Genomic DNA, 17,129 nt, shown 5'->3' on the forward strand with positions numbered 1-17,129 from the left:
ACGATCAACCCAGGGGGGATGCACGATGACGGACGCCACGCAGCCGGACGGTGGCGGCGGCCACGACCCGTGGGCGCCTCCGGAGAACAAGACCTCGCTCGACAAGAACCGGACGCCACAGCCGCCGTCGGTGCACGACCAGCCCACGGTCACGTCGATGCCGGGCTTCACCCCGCCCACCGGTACGCCTCAGTACGACTCGTCCGGTACCGGCACCGGCGCCGTCCCGCCCCCGCCCGCAGCCCCCACCGGCCCCGCCACCGGAGGCTACGGCTACCCCGGTTACCCGCAGAGCGGCTACGGCTGGCCCGGCATGCCCCCGGCCCCCCAGAACGGCATGGGCATAGCGGCGATGGTGCTCGGCATCGTCTCGTGCACGCTCTTCTGCCTGTACGGCGTGGTCTCCCTGATCACCGGCGTCCTCGCCGTGGTCTTCGGCATCAAGGGCCGCAAGCGGGCCGAGGCCGGAGTGGCCACCAACCACGGCCAGGCCCAGGCGGGTCTGATCATGGGCATCATCGGGATCATCCTCGGTATCGCGGTGATCGTCCTGATCGCCGTCGGCATCACGGCCGCCATCAACAGCGACGAGTACGACGGCGACTCGTCCTACGGCGCCCACGGCCCGGTCGCCATCGCCCCGTCCCACCGCTGAAACACCCGCTCTCCACTGCGGACTTGGCCACTACGATGCCCTGGTCTGACAACGGAGGGGAGAACGTCCATGTCCAACACCAATCCCGCACCCGGTGGTTTCGGCCCGCCGTCCCAGCCCCCGCAGCAGCCGCCCGGCACCCCCGGCTACGGCTACCCGCAGCAGCCCCCTGCCGCGCCGGGCTACGGCTACCCCCAGGGCAGCCCGGGCTACCCGGCCGCGCCGCCCGCGGCCTACCCGCAGGCGCCCGGCTACGGGATGCCCGCACAGCCGAGCAACGGCATGGGCACCACGGGACTGGTGCTGGGCATCATCGGCGTGGTGTGCAGCGTGACGTTCATCATGTGGTTCTTCGGAGTGATCCTGGGCATTCTCGCGATCATCTTCGGCGCCATCGGCCGCGGCAGGGCCACCCGCGGTGAGGCCACCAACAAGGGCGCGGCGACCGCCGGCCTGGTCTGCGGCATCATCGCCACGGTGATCCTGCCGCTGCTGGGTTTCCTGCTCTTCGCCAGCATCATGGGCGGGCTCGGCGCGGCTTCCTGAACGAGGCATCCGAGTGCGGGGCCGGTCCGCGGACCGGCCCCGCACCCATGCCCGGGTGCCTCATGCCGTGCGCAGTCGTTCTCGCGCCTCCATCAGCGCGAACCCCAGTAGGTTCGGCCCCCGCCACCGCTCCGGGTCCGCCGCCGCCTCGTCGTCCGCGGCCAGCCCGATGCCCCACACACGGTCCACGGGGCTCGCCTCCACCAGGACCCTTCCGCCGGTATCCAGCAGGAACCGGCGCAGCCCGGGATGCGCGCCGAACTTGTGGAGGCTGCCCTCCACGACGATCCGGAACCGCTCCCGCTCCCATGTCGCCTCGTCGAAACCGCGTACCAGCCGCCCGGCCTTCTTCGCCTCGGCGGGATGCCCGGCGGCCAGCACGGCACGCTCCGCGTCGGCGTCCTGGAACAGCCGGGCCTTGCCCGCCATCATCCAGTGCTCCGCCGTCGCGTACGCCACGCCGTCCACCGTGAACGGCGCGGGCCACCACTGGCTCAGACAGCTCGGGCCGATCCGGCCGTCCGGTCGCGGCCGGTGTCCCCAGAAGTACAGATACTTGATCTTCGCGCCGGCCCGGGCCGCCTCGATCAGGGCGTCCCGGGAGCCGACCGCCCCCGTGATCTTCTGCATGCGGGCGAGTCTGGCACGCACCACTGACACACCGTCCTGTCTTTCTCCGGCCGACTCGACACCTGGTCGACAGATTCCGTTGCGTAACCAAAAATCAACAACGGAATCCCTTGTTGGAGTGGCATACCTCTGTCAGGATCGGCACTCAAATCGAGCCTGAGCCACGCCGGCCCCACCGGGGACACGGAGGAGAGCCACATGCACAACCCGGGCAACGCCACCCCGGACCGATTCCCGGCCGAGGAGCGCTTCGCGGAGGGCGCGCAGTTCATCGCGGGCCGTCCGACCAGGGGCACCTCCGGCCGCACGCACACGGTCGTCGACCCGGCCTCGGGCGAGGAGGTCCTCACCTATGAGCTGGCCGGCACCGCCGACGTCGACCGGGCCGTCGCCGCCGCCCGTGCCGCCTTCCCGGGCTGGGCGGCGACCACGCCCGGCGAGCGTTCCGACGCGCTGCACCGGTTCGCCGCGGTCCTCGCCGACCGGGCCGAGGACTTCGCCCGCGCCGAGTCGCTCCAGTGCGGCAAGCCGCTGAAGCTGAGCCGCGAGTTCGACGTCCCGGGGACCATCGACAACACGGCTTACTTCGCGGGCGCCGCACGGCATCTCCAGGGCCAGTCGGCCGGTGAGTACTCCGGCGACCACACGTCGTACGTCCGGCGCGAGCCCATCGGAGTCGTCGGGTCGATCGCGCCCTGGAACTACCCCCTGCAGATGGCCGCCTGGAAGGTCCTCCCGGCGATCGCGGCGGGCAACACCATCGTGCTCAAGCCCGCCGAGCTCACCCCGCTGACCTCCCTGCTCTTCGCCCAGGCGGCCACGGACGCCGGCATCCCGGACGGCGTGATCAACATCGTCACCGGCACCGGGCGGGAGGCCGGTGAGCACCTCGTCGGCCACCCCGACGTGGCCATGACCTCCTTCACCGGCTCCACCGCCGTCGGCAAGCGCGTCGCGGAGATCGCCACGGCCACCGTCAAACGCCTCCACCTGGAGCTCGGCGGCAAGGCACCCTTCGTGGTCTTCGACGACGCCGACCCGGAGGCCGCCGCCCACGGCGCGGTCGCCGGCGCGCTCATCAACACAGGGCAGGACTGCACGGCCGCCACCCGCGCGTACGTGCAGCGGCCGCTGTACGAGGAGTTCGTCGCCCGGACCGCCGCCCTCATGGAGACCGTCCGGCTCGGCGACCCCTTCGCCCCCGGCACCGACCTCGGCCCGCTCGTCTCGCACGTCCAGCGCGACCGGGTCGCCGGCTTCGTCGACCGCGCGCGGGCCTACGCGCGCGTCGTGACCGGTGGAGAGGCGCCGGAAGGTGAGCTCGCCAAGGGCGCCTACTACCGGCCCACCCTGATCGCCGACGCCGCCCAGGACAGCGAGGTCGTCCGGTCCGAGATCTTCGGCCCGGTCCTGGTCGTGCTGCCGTTCGACACCGACGACGAGGGCATCGCGCTCGCCAACGACACCCCGTACGGGCTCGCCGCCTCCGCCTGGAGCCGGGACGTGTACCGGGCGAACCGCGCCACCCGCGAGATCAAGGCGGGCTGCGTGTGGGTCAACGACCACATCCCGATCATCAGCGAGATGCCGCACGGCGGCTACAAGTCCTCCGGCTACGGCAAGGACATGTCAGCGTACTCGTTCGAGGAGTACACCCAGATCAAGCACGTCATGTTCGACAACACCGCGGTGGCCGCGAAGGACTGGCACCGCACCGTGTTCGGGGACCGATAGCCGTTACGCAGGCCGCCTGACCAACGGCCGTCCACCCTCCGAAAGGGCACCACGCGCATGGAGCAGTACGAGCCCGACCGCCTCTCCCCGGCCCAGGTGGCCGCCATGCGGCGCAGTCTCAGGAACGGCAGGGCCGCCCTCAGCCGGCGGTCCCTGCTGCGCGCCTCCGCGGGCGGGGCGCTCGCGGCCGGCGGACTGGGCACGCTGAGCGCCTGCGGCATCCCGGCGGCGGGCCGGTCGCAGGGCGGCGTCTCGGCGCAGGACCACTCGGCCGCGGAGAAGACCGTCGCCTTCTCCAACTGGACCGAGTACATGGACGTCGACGACAGCGGCAAGCACCACCCGACGCTGGAGCAGTTCACGAAACGCACCGGCGTCAAGGTCAAGTACACCGAGGACATCAACGACAACAACGAGTTCTTCGGCAAGATCAAGCCGCAGCTCGCCGCGGGCCAGGACACCGGCCGCGACCTCATCGTCCTCACCGACTGGCTGGCCGCACGGCTCATCCGCCTCGGCTGGGTGCAGAAGCTCGACCCGAGCAACCTGCCGCACGCCTACGCCAACCTGTCGGCCCAGTTCCGCAGCCCCGACTGGGACCCGGGCCGCGCCTACTCCTACGTCTGGCAGGGCATCTCCACCGTCATCGCGTACAACAAGAAGGCCCTCGACGGCGTCGAGGTGAAGTCGGTCTCCGACCTGCTGGACAATCCCAAGCTCAAAGGCCGGGTCGGCTTCCTGTCGGAGATGCGCGACAGCATCGGCATGACGCTGCTCGACATGGGCAAGGACCCGGCCGACTTCACCGCCGACGACTACGACGCGGCCATCGCCCGGCTGCAGAAGGCCGTCGACAAGGGCCAGATCCGCCGCTTCACCGGCAACGACTACACCTCGGACCTCACCAGCGGCGACTTCGCGGCCTGCGTCGCCTGGGCCGGTGACGTCGTCCAGCTCAAGGCCGACAGCCCCGACATCGACTTCCTCATCCCGGACAGCGGCTACGTCACGTCGACCGACAACCTGCTGATCCCCAACAAGGCCCGGCACAAGACGAACGCCGAGCGGGTCATCGACTTCTACTACGAGCCGAAGCCGGCCGCCGAACTGGCCGCGTACATCAACTACGTGTGTCCCGTCGACGGCGTGAAGCCCGAGCTGGAGAAGATCGACAAGGACGCCGCGAACAACCCGCTGATCATTCCCGACAAGGCCATGGCCGCCAAGTCGCACGCCTTCCGCTCGCTGAGCTCGAAGGAAGAGACCGAGTTCGAAGCGAAGTTCGCGAAGCTGACGGGGGCGTGACCTCGATGACGACCAAGACGACCAAGACGACCCGGACAGACGCCACCGGCGACGTCCGCCTCACGGGCATAGCCAAGTCCTACGGCGCCTTCACCGCCGTCCACCCGCTCGACCTGACCGTGCCGCAGGGCTCCTTCTTCGCCCTGCTCGGCGCCTCCGGCTGCGGCAAGACCACCACCCTGCGCATGATCGCCGGCCTGGAGGAACCCTCCTCCGGGACGGTGTCGCTGGGCGACCAGGACGTGACCGCCCTGCCGCCGTACAAGCGCCCGGTGAACACCGTCTTCCAGTCGTACGCCCTCTTCCCGCACCTCGACATCTTCGAGAACGTCGCCTTCGGACTGCGCCGGCGCGGATGGAAGTCGGTGAAGAAGCAGGTCGAGGACATGCTGGAGCTCGTCCAGCTCGGCGAGCAGGCCCGCAAGAAGCCGCACCAGCTCTCCGGCGGCCAGCAGCAGCGCGTCGCCGTGGCCCGGGCACTCATCAACCACCCCAAGGTGCTGCTCCTCGACGAACCGCTCGGCGCCCTCGACCTCAAGCTGCGCCGCCAGATGCAGCTGGAGCTCAAGCGCATCCAGACCGAGGTCGGCATCACCTTCATCCACGTCACGCACGACCAGGAGGAGGCCATGACCATGGCCGACACGGTCGCCGTGATGAACGCGGGCCGCGTCGAGCAACTCGGCGCGCCGACCGACCTCTACGAGAACCCGCGCACCACCTTCGTCGCGAACTTCCTCGGCACCTCCAACTTCATCGAGGCCGAGATCGACTCCAGGAGCGGCGACGAGATCGTGCTGAAAGCGGGCGGCGGCAAACTCGTTCTGCCCGAGGCCCGGTGCGGGGCGTCCACCACCACCGGCGGCAAGGTACTGGCCGGCGTCCGCCCGGAGAAGATCTCCCTCACCCACGCGGACGACGCCGGCGAGATCCCCGACGGCCGCAACCGCATCACGGGGAAGATCGCCGACTCCAGCTTCATCGGCGTCTCCACGCAGTACGTCGTCGACAGCCCCGTCTGCTCCGACTTCGAGGTCTACGCCCAGAACATCGACCGCGACCCGCGGCTCGTGCCCGGCGCCGAGGTCGTCCTGCACTGGAACCCCGCGCACACCTTCGGCCTGGACGCGAGCCAGGACGCGGACGCCGGAGTGGAAGAGGCGGCCTGATGTCGACACTCACCGAGGCGCCACCGCCGCTCGCACCCGAAGCACCCGAGCCGAAGCCCCCGAAGCGCAGGGGCCGCTGGACGCCGTACTGGCTGCTGCTCCCCGGCATCCTCTGGCTGCTCGTCTTCTTCGCGCTGCCGATGATCTACCAGGCCTCCACGTCCGTGCAGACGGGCTCCCTGGAGGCGGGCTACAAGGTCACCTGGCACTTCGCCACGTACTGGGACGCGCTGTCCGCGTACTGGCCGCAGTTCGTCCGGTCCGTGCTCTACGCGGGCACCGCCACCATCCTGTGCCTGCTGCTCGGCTACCCGCTCGCGTATCTGATCGCCTTCCGCGCGGGCCGCTGGCGGAACCTGATCCTGATCCTGGTGATCGCGCCGTTCTTCACCAGCTTCCTGATCCGCACCCTCGCCTGGAAGACGATCCTCGCGGACGGCGGCCCGCTCGTCGGCGCCCTCGACACGCTGCACATCCTGGACGCCACCAACTGGCTCGGCTGGACCGCGGGCGACCGTGTCCTCGCCACCCCGCTCGCGGTGGTCTGCGGACTGACGTACAACTTCCTGCCGTTCATGATCCTGCCGCTCTACACCTCGCTGGAGCGCATCGACGGCCGGCTCCACGAGGCCGCCGGGGACCTGTACGCGAAACCCTCGACGACCTTCCGCAAGGTCACCTTCCCGCTGTCGATGCCGGGTGTCGTCTCCGGCACGCTGCTGACCTTCATCCCGGCGGCCGGCGACTACGTCAACGCCGACCTCCTCGGCTCCACCGACACCCGCATGGTCGGCAACGTCATCCAGACGCAGTTCCTCAGAGTGCTCGACTATCCGACGGCCGCGGCACTCTCCTTCATCCTCATGGCCGCCATTCTCCTCATGGTCACCCTCTACATTCGCAAGTCCGGGACGGAGGATCTGGTCTGAATGCCTCTCGTCAACTGGCTGAAAAGAAATCTCGTCGTCATCGCGGGACTGCTGACACTCGGCTATCTCCTGCTGCCGAACGTCATCGTGACGGTGTTCTCCTTCAACAAACCGAAGGGACGCTTCAACTACGAGTGGCAGAAATTCTCCCTGGACGCCTGGAAGGACCCGTGCGGCGTCTCGGACCTCTGCGGCTCGCTCTCCGTCAGCCTCCAGATCGCGGTCTGGGCGACCCTCGGCGCCACCCTCCTCGGCACCCTGATCGCCTTCGCACTGGTCCGCTACCGGTTCCGCGCCCGCGGCGCCGTGAACTCGCTGATCTTCCTGCCGATGGCGATGCCCGAGGTCGTCATGGCCGCCTCGCTGCTCACCCTGTTCCTCAACATGGGCGCCCAGCTGGGCTTCTGGACGATCCTCATCGCGCACATCATGTTCTGCCTTAGTTTCGTGGTCACCGCCGTCAAGGCCCGCGTCATGTCGATGGATCCCAAACTGGAGGAGGCGGCACGGGACCTGTACGCGGGACCGTTCCAGACGTTCGTCCGCGTCACCCTGCCGATCGCCGCCCCGGGAATCGCGGCGGGCGCGCTGCTCGCCTTCGCCCTCTCCTTCGACGACTTCATCATCACCAATTTCAACGCCGGCTCGACCGTCACGTTCCCCATGTTCGTCTGGGGCTCGGCGCAGCGCGGAACGCCCGTCCAGATCAATGTCATCGGCACGGCCATGTTCGTCGTCGCCGTACTGTTCGTCCTGACTTCCATGGTTGTCGGCAATCGCCGCAACAGACAAAAGGCATGACCGTAGGGAGTTGACATCATGGCCCCTGGCGCCATGAATCGCTGGACCCGTTCGCTTTCCGACGCCCAGCCGGTGCCGTACTGGCTGGACGACCCCGGCCGGCCCCGCCCCCAACCCGCCCTCACCACCTCCGAGACCTGCGACCTGCTGGTCGTCGGCGGCGGCTACAGCGGACTGTGGACGGCGCTGCTCGCCAAGGAACGCGACCCGGGACGGGACGTGGTGCTGGTGGAGGGCCGCGAGGTGGGCTGGGCCGCCTCGGGCCGCAACGGCGGTTTCTGCGCCGCCTCCCTCACCCACGGCCTGCCCAACGGCCTCGCCCGCTGGCCCGAGGAGATCCACCGGCTCCAGGAGCTCGGCGCCCGCAACCTCGACGCGATCGAGGCGGCGGTCGCCCGGCACTCCATCGACTGCGACTTCGAACGCACCGGCGAGATCGACGTCGCCACCGAGCCGTACCAGGCCAGGGAACTGCGCGACTGGCACGAGGAGACGGTCCGCCGCGGCCTCGCCGAGGACGTCGAGTACCTGGACGCCGAGGCGGTACGGGAGCAGGTGAACTCACCCACCTTCCAGGCCGGCCTGTGGGACCGCAGGGGCGTCGCCATGCTGCACCCGGCGAAGCTCGCCTGGGGCCTGAAACAGGCGTGTGTGAAGCTGGGTGTCCGCGTCCACGAGCACACCCCCGCGCTGACCCTGAAGCCCTACGGCGCCGGCATGGCCGTACGCACCCCCTACGGCCGGATCCGGGCCCGCCAGGTCGCCCTGGGCACCAACATCTTCCCCAGCCTGGTCCGGCGGGTCCGCTCGTACACCGTCCCGGTCTACGACTACGCCCTCATGACCGAGCCGCTCACCGAGGGACAGCTGGCGTCCATCGGCTGGAAGAACCGCCAGGGACTCGGGGACAGCGCCAACCAGTTCCACTACTTCCGGCTGTCCGCCGACAACCGCGTGCTCTGGGGCGGCTACGACGCGGTCTACCCTTACGGCGGCCGGGTCCGCGCCGAGTACGACGACCGGCCGGAGACCTACGCCAAGCTCGCCGGGCACTTCTTCACCTGCTTCCCGCAGCTGGAGGGCGTCCGCTTCACCCACGCCTGGGGCGGGGCGATCGACACCTGCTCCCGCTTCTCGGCGTTCTTCGGCACCGCCCACCAGGGCAAGGTGGCCTACGCGGCCGGGTACACCGGGCTCGGGGTCGGGGCCACCCGGTTCGGCGCCGACGTGATGCTGGACCTGCTCTCCGGTGAGCGCACCGAGCGCACGGAACTGGACATGGTCCGCAAGAAGCCCCTGCCCTTCCCGCCCGAGCCGTTCGCCTGGACCGGGATCGCCCTCACCAAGTGGTCGCTGGCCCGGGCGGACGCCCAGGGCGGTCGGCGCAACCTGTGGCTGCGCACGATGGACCGGCTGGGCCTGGGCTTCGACAGCTGAACCGGCGGGGTGTGAGCCGGTTCACTCCAACGAGGTGCCGGAACCCGCGTAATGACCACCAGGAGACCTCCTTCTCCCTCGTGACGCGCTGAGCGTGCGCGCGTTTCACGAGAGAAGGGGGTCTTCCCGATGACAGGGACGAACACGGCGGTCGAGTGGCTCGCATCCGTCGCACCCGATCCCGGGGCCTGCCGCCGGGAGTGGGAACGCAGCCCGCTCGGGGTGGCCCTGCTGCCGGCCGGCAGCGCCTGGGACGTGCTCATCCTGCCCGGCGAACTCGGCTACCGCACGCTCGACGTGCTCACCCGCGTCCTCGGCCGGCCGGGCCCCGTGCTCGTCGACTTCGGCGACCAGCGCATGGGGTTCTTCGTGCCGCCGGGCACCGCGAGCCGCTGGCTCGGTACGGGCATCCGCACGGCGGGCGCCGGCACCTGGATCGTCGTGCCGTACCCGGGCCGCGCGTCACCCGGCGGCGTCCGCTGGCTCGTCCCCCCGGACGGCTCGGGCACGCTGACGGACCCGGCCCTGCTGGAGCTGGCGATGCACGAGGCGGCGGCGGGAATGGCCCTGGGGAACGGCGATTAGGGCACCGCCGCGGTGGTGCGGGGGGAGTCGTCCGTCCGAGGGCCGGCCGCCGTTCGCCGGAGGAACAGCCACAAGGACGAGAGCAGCACCGCACACAGGCACCAGCTGGCCACCACGTCCAGTGGCCAGTGGTAGCCGCGGCGGACCAGACCGTAGCTGGTGCCGAGCACGAGGGCGACGCAGCAGGTGACGAGGGCGCGGCGGGCCAAGGCGGTGCGGAGCAGGGGGATCAGGAGCAGGGCGGCGCACCCGTAGGCGATGGCGGCGGTGGCGGTGTGGCCCGAGGGGTAGTAGCCGGTGCCCGGCGGAACGGCCGGGGTGCCCGGACGGTCCGTGAGTCTCTTGAGCGGGATGATCAGCGCCGGGACCAGGGCCATGAGGAGGGCCGCGGCGGTGACGGGCAGCCACCAGCGGGCCGTACGGCGGGTCCGCAGGGCGACGTACCCGAGGGTGATGACGAGGACCGGGACCGCGACCTGGACGTTGCCGAGGTCGGCGAGGAGTTCGGAGCAGCGGTCCGGGTCGATCAGGAGGCGGCTGAGGCGCTCGTCGGCCGCCACGAGCGGACCGTGCACGACCACCTGCCAGGTGACCAGGGCGAAGAGGAGGGCAGGGAAGCCGGCCAGGAGGGCGAGGAGGCCCGGCCGTGACGGCGTGCTCCTGTCCCGCGCGGTGCGGTCGTCGCGTTCCTGGTTCGCGGGGATCGGCATGGGGCACAGCTTGGCACGAGCACAGACGTCCACTCGCGGCCGCTGCGGAGGATCTCGTGAACCACCCGGAAAACGCCGACGGCCTCTTCGACCACTGCCCCTGGCTCTTCGCCGAGCAGGCCTCGGACGCGCAGCGCGCGGCACAGGAACGGAGACAGAAGGAGCTCACCGGGGCCGGTCGGGTGCGACTCGGCGAGAACTGCTTCATCGCCGGGACGGCCGCCGTGCACCCGGACGTCCTGCACCTGGGCGACCGTTCGTACATCGCGGCCCACGCCTATGTCACGGGCGACATACGCCTGGGCGCCGACTGCACGATCAACCCCTTCACGGTGGTGCGCGGCACCGTCACCCTCGGGAACGGGGTGCGCGTCGGCGCCCACAGCTCGCTGCTCGGCTTCAACCACGGGACCGCGCCCGGCCTGCCGGTGCATCAGCAGCCCGTCACCAGCCGCGGGATCACGGTCGGCGACGACGTGTGGATCGGCTCCCACGTGGTCGTGGTGGACGGCGTCACCATCGGCGACCACTGCGTCATCGGCGCCGGCGCGGTCGTCACGAAGGACCTGCCCGCGTGGACGGTGGCGGCCGGCAACCCGGCGCGGCGCATCCGGGACCGGCGGCAGCCACGCGGGGCCGCCGAGACGGGCTCGGCACTCGCCGAGGAACTGTCGGCCTTCGCGGCCACCGCCCGTGCGCAGGCCCCCGCCCTGCTCGACCGCTGCCGGCACCCCGGCACCGGCCGGTACGTCGACCGGCCCGGCGCCGAGCCGACCGTGCGGGCGCACTGCGACGCCGTCGAGATCGCCGACCTGCTCCTCGGGGAGGTGCCGCCCCAGCTGTCCGCGGCCGAGCACGTGGAGCGACTGCGCGCCCTCCAGGACCCGGCCACCGGTCTGGTCCCCGAGTACGGCGAGGCACCGCCGCTCCCCGGACCGGCGGGGATCCCGGACGACGGCGCCTCGGCCTATCACGTGCTGTGCGTCGGCTACGCGCTGGACCTGCTCGGCAGTTCCTTCGCCCACCCGGTCCACGCGGTGCGCACCACCACGGCGGACCGGCTGGTCCGGCAGCTGGCCGAACTGCCCTGGAACGACCGTGCCTGGCACGCGGGGGCGTGGGTCGACTCCTGGGCCACCGCCGCGCACTGGAACCTGCGCCTCGGTGCCGAAGCGGCCGCGCCCGGGGCGCTGGAGGCGCTGTTCGGCTGGCTGCACACGCACGCCGATCCCTGGACCGGGGTGTGGGGCTCACCCACCCCGGAGTCCGGACGCCTGCAGACGGTCAACGGCTACTACCGGCTCACCCGGGGCTCCTTCGCCCAGTTCGGCCTGCCCGTGCCGTACCCGGAGCGCGTGATCGACACGGTCCTCGACCACGCACGCGACCCCCGCTACTTCGCACCGGGCCGGGAGAACGCCTGCAACGTCCTGGACGTGATCCATCCCCTGTGGCTCTGCGGCCGCCAGAGCACCCATCGCGCCGAGGAGGCCCGGGCCTGGGCCACGACCCAGCTCACCGCCGCATGCCGCCGATGGCACCCGCACCAGGGCTTCGCTTTCGGCCCCACCCCCGACGGCACCGGCCCGGGCAGCCGCGTGCCCGGCCTTCAGGGCACGGAGATGTGGCTCGCCATCGTCTGGCTGCTGGCCGATCTCCTGGGCCTCGCCGACGCCCTGGGCCATCGCCCACGCGGCATCCACCGCCCGGACCCAGGCCCTCGGCCCGAATGAACTGTCAGTCCCGGGTGCGAGACTGCGCGGCATGACCGAACCCAACCCGAAAGCGGACCTGCTCCGCTATCTCCAGGACGCCCGTGACGCGCTGCTGTGGAAGCTCGAAGGGCTCTCCGAGTACGACGTCCGCCGCCCGCTCACCCCGACCGGGACCAATCTGCTCGGGCTGGTCAAGCACGTCGCCGGAGTGGAGCTCGGATACTTCGGCGACACGTTCGGACGGCCGTACTTCACCCAGGAACCGCCGCCGTCCTGGTGGTACACGGAGGACGCCGAACCCAACGCGGACATGTGGGCCACCGCCGACGAGTCACGCGAGCAGATCGTCGGGCTCTACCGCCAGGCGTGGCGGCACGCGAACCGCACGATCGAGACACTGCCGCTGGACGCCACCGGTCACGTCCCGTGGTGGCCCGAGGAACGGCGGGAGGTGACGTTGCACCACATCCTGGTGCGGGTCGTCTCCGACACGCAGCGGCACGCCGGGCACGCCGACATCGTGCGCGAACTCATCGACGGGAGCGTCGGCCTGACGAAGGCCACCGGCAGCGTGCCGGAGGGCGACCGGAAGTGGTGGGAGGAGCACCGGGCCCGGCTGGAACAGGTCGCGCGGGAAGCCGGCGACGGCCGGTCCCGCGCGGGTGCGTGAAGAGGAGGAAGAGGGAGGTCGGCCGCCCCGGAACAGGGGGGGGTGGTTCCGGGGCGGCCGATCGGACCGGAACGTCGCGCGCCCCGGGGGGTTTGGGGCGGGCGACCGTCCGATCGGTGAGGAGATCCAGAGCCTCAGGCTCCGTTTGTGTGCGCGAGGGCACGACCAGGTCGAAGCTGGGGAGGCCCCGGCCTGATGTCACCCACAGTCCCCTGTGGGCGGGGTGTATCTCTCATCTGGTTAGAACCTACGACAGGCGCCGGGGCGGAGGACAGGGCCAGGGCCTCCTGTCATCCACCTCGCACACCTTCTTCACACGCTCTGCCCGCGCGGCGAAGGCGTCAGATACGCGCGAATCCCTGTTCGATGATGTCGAGGCCCTCGTTCAGCAGGTCCTCGCCGATCACCAGCGGAGGCAGGAAGCGGAGCACGTTGCCGTAGGTGCCACAGGTCAGGACCAGCAGGCCCTCGGCGTGGCAGGCCTTGGCGAGCGCGGCGGTCGCCTCCGGGTTCGGCTCCTTCGTCGTACGGTCCTTGACCAGCTCGACGGCGATCATGGCGCCACGGCCGCGGACGTCGCCGATGATGTCGAACTTCTCCTGCATGGCGGACAGGCGCGCCTTCATCACGGCCTCGATGTCCTTGGCCCTGGCGTTGAGGTCGAGCTCCTTCATGGTCTCGATCGAGCCGAGCGCACCGGCACACGCGACCGGGTTGCCGCCGTAGGTGCCGCCCAGGCCGCCCGCGTGCGCGGCGTCCATGATCTCGGCACGCCCGGTGACCGCGGCGAGCGGCAGACCACCGGCGATGCCCTTCGCGGTGGTGATGAGATCCGGGACGATGCCCTCGTCCTCACAGGCGAACCACTGTCCCGTGCGGCAGAAGCCGGACTGGATCTCGTCGGCGACGAAGACGATGCCGTTGTCCTCGGTGAACTTGCGGAGCGCCGGCAGGAAGCCCTTGGCCGGCTCGATGAAACCGCCCTCGCCGAGCACCGGCTCGATGATGACGGCGGCGACGTTCTCCGCGCCGACCTGCTTGCTGATCTGGTCGATGGCCTGCGCGGCGGCCTCGGGCCCGGCGTTCTCGGGGCCGGTCGGCCACCGGTAGCCGTACGCCACGGGCACCCGGTAGACCTCGGGCGCGAACGGCCCGAAGCCGTGCTTGTACGGCATGTTCTTCGACGTCAGCGCCATGGTCAGGTTGGTGCGCCCGTGGTAGCCGTGGTCGAAGACCACCACGGCCTGCCGCTTGGTGTACGCCCGGGCGATCTTCACGGCGTTCTCGACGGCCTCGGCGCCGGAGTTGAACAGCGCGCTCTTCTTGGCGTGGTCGCCCGGGGTCAGCTCGGCGAGCGCCTCGGCGACCTCGACGTACCCCTCGTAGGGCGTGACCATGAAACAGGTGTGGGTGAAGTCGGCGAGCTGCGCGGACGCCCGCCGCACGACGGCCTCGGCGGAGGCGCCGACGGAGGTCACGGCGATGCCCGAGCCGAAGTCGATCAGCCGGTTGCCGTCGACGTCCTCGATGATCCCGCCCCCCGCACGCGCCGTGAACACGGGCAGCACGGATCCCACGCCCTGCGCGACCGCGGCGGTACGGCGGGCCTGCAGCTCCTGCGACTTCGGACCGGGAATGGCGGTGACGACGCGACGCTCCTGCGGAAGTGCGCTCATGCGGGGCTCCTGGGGTGGTGCGGACGGGAGTGTGGGGACACTTCGCTTCTTTTCTCGCAGGCTAGGGCGGGGGTAGGGGGATGGTCATGCTCCATGTGGGCGTTGTCGGTGGGACGGCTTGTCCGGGGTGGACATGGCGCTTCCCGTGACCGTGTGTCCCCTACCCGGCCGTGTAAGCGGTGAACTCCCCAGGGGAGGGCGTTAGATTGGCTCGCTGATGGTGGACGCAGCGGCTGGTCAGGGGGCAAGGGCGATGGACAGCGACGGGACGCAGGAGGCGCGGGGTACGCATGCGAATCCCGTGCCGCGTCCGGCGGGACCGCCGGAGGCGCCCGCGGTGCCGCCGAGCGGCCACAACGTGCCCCCCAACGGGCACAGCGCGACGCCGAGCGGGCACAGCGCGACGCCGAGCGGGCACCACGTGCCGCCGAGCGGGCACAGTGCCACGCCCGGCGGCAGGGACGCGTCGTCGGGAGGCTCCGCCGTGCCGCCCCGGCCGGACCGGGCTCCCGGCGTGCCGCCCATGCCCGACGGGTCCTCCTTCCTGACCTGGCTGCGCACCCCCCGCCCCGAGGCGTCGCCCGGCGTGTGGCGCTTCGGGCACCGGCCGCGGCCCGCGGAGGAGCCCGAGCAGATCCCCACCCGGCAGTTGCTCAGCGGAGCCCTGGTCGCCTTCCTGGTGGGGTGGCTGATCTGGTCGCTGCTGCAGAACGGTTACCTCGGCAACTGGTGGTGGGTCCCGTTCGACCTGATCGTTCCCGACGCCTGGCGCGGTGGCGACAGCGGCATCGGCGAGACCGGCACGTTCCTGGTGTACGAGGGGTACGAGCTGCTCGTCGCCCTCGCGATCATGGTCGGGGTGAGCCGGCTCGGCCGCTGGGGCGAGGTGTGGCGCCGGTTCGTCGTTCCCCGCTTCCGCAGGCAGGCGTCCCAGGAGACGCATCCGGCCCCGCAGGACGACCCGGCCGAGTGGAACGAGCTCCGCGCCGCCGGGATGGCGGACGCCGCCGAGCGGCTCTCCGCCGAGGCACGCTCCGGGCTGATGCGGGACGTCGACCACGCCCGGATCCTCCGCGCCTGGCAGGGTGTGCGCTCCGGGCGGCACAGCCTCGCCACCTTCAGCTCCACCGTCCTGCGGGACGGCGCGGCCGCCTGCCTCCACCCCTCCGGGGAGCGTGACCTCCCGTCCCGGCTCGCCCGGCACGACCTGATCACCGGGCAGGTGCGGCTGGGCACCGCCGTGGACGACCCCCGCAACCCGTACACGTACCGGGGAGCGGGGCTCGCCCTCGGGCCCGACCTGCTCGGCACCTCGCTCGTCGCCGTCGGCCCCGCCGGCTCCGGAAAGACCGGTGCCGTCGTGCGGCCGGTCGCCGAGTCGCTGTGTCTGCACGCTCTCGCCGGGCGGGCCGCCGTCGTCGTGGTGGGGGCCGCGGGGGCGGGGCTCGGGCCGGCCGACGCGTACGACGTGGTCGTGCGGATCGGGAACCAGGAGTCCGAGTACGACCTCGATCTGTACGGCGGGACCACCGACCCGGACGAGGCCGCCGCCGTGCTCGCCGAGGCGCTGGTCGGGGACCTCGCCGAACCGCACCCGGGCAGCGACAGCAGGCGTTCGACGACCGTCCTGGCCCAGTTGCTCGGGCCGTTCCGGGCGGTGCACGGGCGTTTCCCGTCCGTGCCGGAGCTGCGCCAGCTGCTGGACGGGTCGCCGGGCCCGTTCGCCGCTCTGCGGCAGGGGCTGCACGACGCCGGGCAGGAGTCGCTGCTGCGGGAACTCGACGCCCGGGAGCGGCAGATGGGGCAGCCCGGTGACGTCGGCGGGGTGCTCGCGGACCGGGTCGCGTTGCTGGACCGCCCGGCCTTCGCCTCGTTCTTCGACACCTCCGGCGCCACCCGGCCCTTCACCCTGAAGGCCCTCGACCACCCCGTCCGAGTGCGGATCGACCTGCCCGAGCGGGGGCACGCCGACGCCTCCCGGATGCTGGCGCGCCTCGTGCTCGCGCAGTTCACGGCGAGTGTCGCGGTCCGTGAGGACCGGTCGTTGTTCGCCTGCCTGGTGCTCGACGACGCGACCGGGGTCGTGACGCCCGAGGCCGTCCGCGGCATCCAGCGGCTGCGGTCCGGCAACGCCGGAGTCGTGCTCACCCTGCGCACCCTGGACGACGTGGCCCGGCCGCTGCGCGGACCGCTGCTCGGCGCCACCGGCTGCCGGATGGCCCTGTCCGGGCTCACCCCGTGGGACGGGCAGGACTTCGCCGAGGTGTGGGGCAAGGAGTGGACGGAGGCCCGGGACGTCACGGACCGGCAGATCATCGCGGAGACGCCTGCGGGCAAGGCCGTGCACATGCTGCGCCGGGTGATCACCGGCAAGGCCCCGACCGCGCGGGCGGTGACCGTGCGGCAGGTCGAGCGGGAGCGCTGGTCCGCGTCCGAGCTGGCGCACGGGGTGCCCGCCGGGCACGCCGTGCTGTCGCTCACCGACGTCAAGGGCGAGCACGCGCCACCGCTGCTGGTGGATCTCCGGGGCTGAGGTCCGCCGGGCGGTACGGGTACGCGGAGAACCG

The 17,129-nt window shown here is 71.3% G+C and carries 16 protein-coding genes and 1 pseudogene; 12 read left to right on the forward strand and 5 right to left on the reverse strand.

All coding sequences use genetic code 11. The annotated features are described in order from the left end of the window. The first annotated feature begins 25 nt into the window (after window positions 1-25). Window positions 26-655 (forward strand): DUF4190 domain-containing protein, encoded by a 630-nt coding sequence (locus tag ABZ016_RS24285; RefSeq protein ID WP_356918756.1) that lies wholly within the window; start codon window positions 26-28, stop codon window positions 653-655. A 69-nt stretch (window positions 656-724) separates the two neighbouring features. After that, window positions 725-1,201, forward strand: a complete 477-nt coding sequence (locus ABZ016_RS24290; protein ID WP_356918757.1) for a DUF4190 domain-containing protein — start codon at window positions 725-727, stop codon at window positions 1,199-1,201. Window positions 1,202-1,261: 60 nt separating this feature from the next. Here the strand turns inward: ABZ016_RS24290 and ABZ016_RS24295 are convergent, their stop codons facing one another. Continuing rightward, window positions 1,262-1,831 carry an NADAR family protein gene (locus tag ABZ016_RS24295; RefSeq protein ID WP_356918758.1) on the reverse strand — a complete coding sequence of 190 codons (570 nt, stop codon included), beginning with the start codon at window positions 1,829-1,831 and terminating at the stop codon, window positions 1,262-1,264. Between the two features lie 198 nt (window positions 1,832-2,029). Between ABZ016_RS24295 and ABZ016_RS24300 the strand changes: the two genes are divergently transcribed. From ABZ016_RS24300 to ABZ016_RS24330, 7 genes are all read left to right on the forward strand, one after another. Further along, window positions 2,030-3,565, forward strand: a complete 1,536-nt coding sequence (locus ABZ016_RS24300) for a gamma-aminobutyraldehyde dehydrogenase (RefSeq protein WP_356918759.1) — start codon at window positions 2,030-2,032, stop codon at window positions 3,563-3,565. 57 nt (window positions 3,566-3,622) lie between these two features. Then, a complete protein-coding gene (locus tag ABZ016_RS24305) occupies window positions 3,623-4,870 on the forward strand; it encodes a spermidine/putrescine ABC transporter substrate-binding protein (RefSeq protein ID WP_356918760.1) in 1,248 nt (415 codons plus the stop codon). Between the two features lie 5 nt (window positions 4,871-4,875). Continuing rightward, window positions 4,876-6,039 carry an ABC transporter ATP-binding protein gene (locus tag ABZ016_RS24310; RefSeq protein ID WP_356918761.1) on the forward strand — a complete coding sequence of 388 codons (1,164 nt, stop codon included), beginning with the start codon at window positions 4,876-4,878 and terminating at the stop codon, window positions 6,037-6,039. Next, a complete protein-coding gene (locus ABZ016_RS24315) occupies window positions 6,039-6,968 on the forward strand; it encodes an ABC transporter permease (protein ID WP_356918762.1) in 930 nt (309 codons plus the stop codon). The genes ABZ016_RS24310 and ABZ016_RS24315 overlap by 1 nt, the downstream gene beginning before the upstream one ends. Beyond that, window positions 6,969-7,769 carry an ABC transporter permease gene (locus ABZ016_RS24320; RefSeq protein ID WP_356918763.1) on the forward strand — a complete coding sequence of 267 codons (801 nt, stop codon included), beginning with the start codon at window positions 6,969-6,971 and terminating at the stop codon, window positions 7,767-7,769. A gap of 18 nt (window positions 7,770-7,787) precedes the next feature. Continuing rightward, window positions 7,788-9,206, forward strand: coding sequence for an FAD-dependent oxidoreductase (locus tag ABZ016_RS24325; RefSeq protein ID WP_356918764.1), 1,419 nt, complete (start codon window positions 7,788-7,790; stop codon window positions 9,204-9,206). 129 nt (window positions 9,207-9,335) lie between these two features. After that, entirely contained in the window at window positions 9,336-9,791 is a 456-nt protein-coding gene (locus ABZ016_RS24330) for a hypothetical protein (protein WP_356918765.1), read from the forward strand. Here ABZ016_RS24330 and ABZ016_RS24335 read toward each other — a convergent pair. Further along, window positions 9,788-10,501, reverse strand: a complete 714-nt coding sequence (locus ABZ016_RS24335) for a phosphatase PAP2 family protein (RefSeq protein ID WP_356918766.1) — start codon at window positions 10,499-10,501, stop codon at window positions 9,788-9,790. The genes ABZ016_RS24330 and ABZ016_RS24335 overlap by 4 nt on opposite strands. A gap of 56 nt (window positions 10,502-10,557) precedes the next feature. On the opposite strand from ABZ016_RS24335, the gene ABZ016_RS24340 reads away from it, so the two are divergent. Further along, a complete protein-coding gene (locus ABZ016_RS24340; protein ID WP_356918767.1) occupies window positions 10,558-12,234 on the forward strand; it encodes an acyltransferase in 1,677 nt (558 codons plus the stop codon). A 31-nt stretch (window positions 12,235-12,265) separates the two neighbouring features. Then, a complete protein-coding gene (locus ABZ016_RS24345; protein ID WP_356918768.1) occupies window positions 12,266-12,886 on the forward strand; it encodes a DinB family protein in 621 nt (206 codons plus the stop codon). A 35-nt stretch (window positions 12,887-12,921) separates the two neighbouring features. Here ABZ016_RS24345 and ABZ016_RS24350 read toward each other — a convergent pair. From ABZ016_RS24350 to ABZ016_RS24360, 3 genes and pseudogenes are all read right to left on the reverse strand, one after another. Next, window positions 12,922-13,122 (reverse strand): annotated as a pseudogene (locus ABZ016_RS24350) (phosphoesterase); the annotation flags it as partial. A 105-nt stretch (window positions 13,123-13,227) separates the two neighbouring features. After that, the gene (gene gabT, locus ABZ016_RS24355) at window positions 13,228-14,562 is read right to left on the reverse strand and encodes a 4-aminobutyrate--2-oxoglutarate transaminase (protein ID WP_356918769.1); all 1,335 of its coding nucleotides are present in this window, start codon (window positions 14,560-14,562) and stop codon (window positions 13,228-13,230) included. A 237-nt stretch (window positions 14,563-14,799) separates the two neighbouring features. Continuing rightward, window positions 14,800-15,087 (reverse strand): hypothetical protein, encoded by a 288-nt coding sequence (locus ABZ016_RS24360; protein ID WP_356918770.1) that lies wholly within the window; start codon window positions 15,085-15,087, stop codon window positions 14,800-14,802. Here ABZ016_RS24360 and ABZ016_RS24365 point away from each other — a divergent pair. After that, window positions 15,086-17,095 carry an ATP-binding protein gene (locus ABZ016_RS24365; protein WP_356918771.1) on the forward strand — a complete coding sequence of 670 codons (2,010 nt, stop codon included), beginning with the start codon at window positions 15,086-15,088 and terminating at the stop codon, window positions 17,093-17,095. The two genes, ABZ016_RS24360 and ABZ016_RS24365, sit on opposite strands and share 2 nt — an antisense overlap. The last annotated feature ends 34 nt before the right edge of the window (window positions 17,096-17,129 follow it).

It is taken from the genome of Streptomyces sp. NPDC006372, from assembly GCF_040612515.1.
Taxonomy (GTDB): Bacteria; Actinomycetota; Actinomycetes; order Streptomycetales; family Streptomycetaceae; genus Streptomyces.

Coding starts and splice junctions, on each gene's coding strand:
- ABZ016_RS24335 (WP_356918766.1), bottom strand. CDS start 10,501: ATGCCGATCCCCGCGAACCAGGAACGCGACGACCGCACCGCGCGGGAC.
- ABZ016_RS24360 (WP_356918770.1), bottom strand. CDS start 15,087: ATGGGCGGCACGCCGGGAGCCCGGTCCGGCCGGGGCGGCACGGCGGAG.
- ABZ016_RS24295 (WP_356918758.1), bottom strand. CDS start 1,831: ATGCAGAAGATCACGGGGGCGGTCGGCTCCCGGGACGCCCTGATCGAG.
- ABZ016_RS24305 (WP_356918760.1), top strand. CDS start 3,623: ATGGAGCAGTACGAGCCCGACCGCCTCTCCCCGGCCCAGGTGGCCGCC.
- ABZ016_RS24320 (WP_356918763.1), top strand. CDS start 6,969: ATGCCTCTCGTCAACTGGCTGAAAAGAAATCTCGTCGTCATCGCGGGA.
- ABZ016_RS24315 (WP_356918762.1), top strand. CDS start 6,039: ATGTCGACACTCACCGAGGCGCCACCGCCGCTCGCACCCGAAGCACCC.
- ABZ016_RS24290 (WP_356918757.1), top strand. CDS start 725: ATGTCCAACACCAATCCCGCACCCGGTGGTTTCGGCCCGCCGTCCCAG.
- ABZ016_RS24330 (WP_356918765.1), top strand. CDS start 9,336: ATGACAGGGACGAACACGGCGGTCGAGTGGCTCGCATCCGTCGCACCC.
- gabT (WP_356918769.1), bottom strand. CDS start 14,562: ATGAGCGCACTTCCGCAGGAGCGTCGCGTCGTCACCGCCATTCCCGGT.
- ABZ016_RS24325 (WP_356918764.1), top strand. CDS start 7,788: ATGGCCCCTGGCGCCATGAATCGCTGGACCCGTTCGCTTTCCGACGCC.
- ABZ016_RS24285 (WP_356918756.1), top strand. CDS start 26: ATGACGGACGCCACGCAGCCGGACGGTGGCGGCGGCCACGACCCGTGG.
- ABZ016_RS24365 (WP_356918771.1), top strand. CDS start 15,086: ATGCCCGACGGGTCCTCCTTCCTGACCTGGCTGCGCACCCCCCGCCCC.
- ABZ016_RS24310 (WP_356918761.1), top strand. CDS start 4,876: ATGACGACCAAGACGACCAAGACGACCCGGACAGACGCCACCGGCGAC.
- ABZ016_RS24300 (WP_356918759.1), top strand. CDS start 2,030: ATGCACAACCCGGGCAACGCCACCCCGGACCGATTCCCGGCCGAGGAG.
- ABZ016_RS24345 (WP_356918768.1), top strand. CDS start 12,266: ATGACCGAACCCAACCCGAAAGCGGACCTGCTCCGCTATCTCCAGGAC.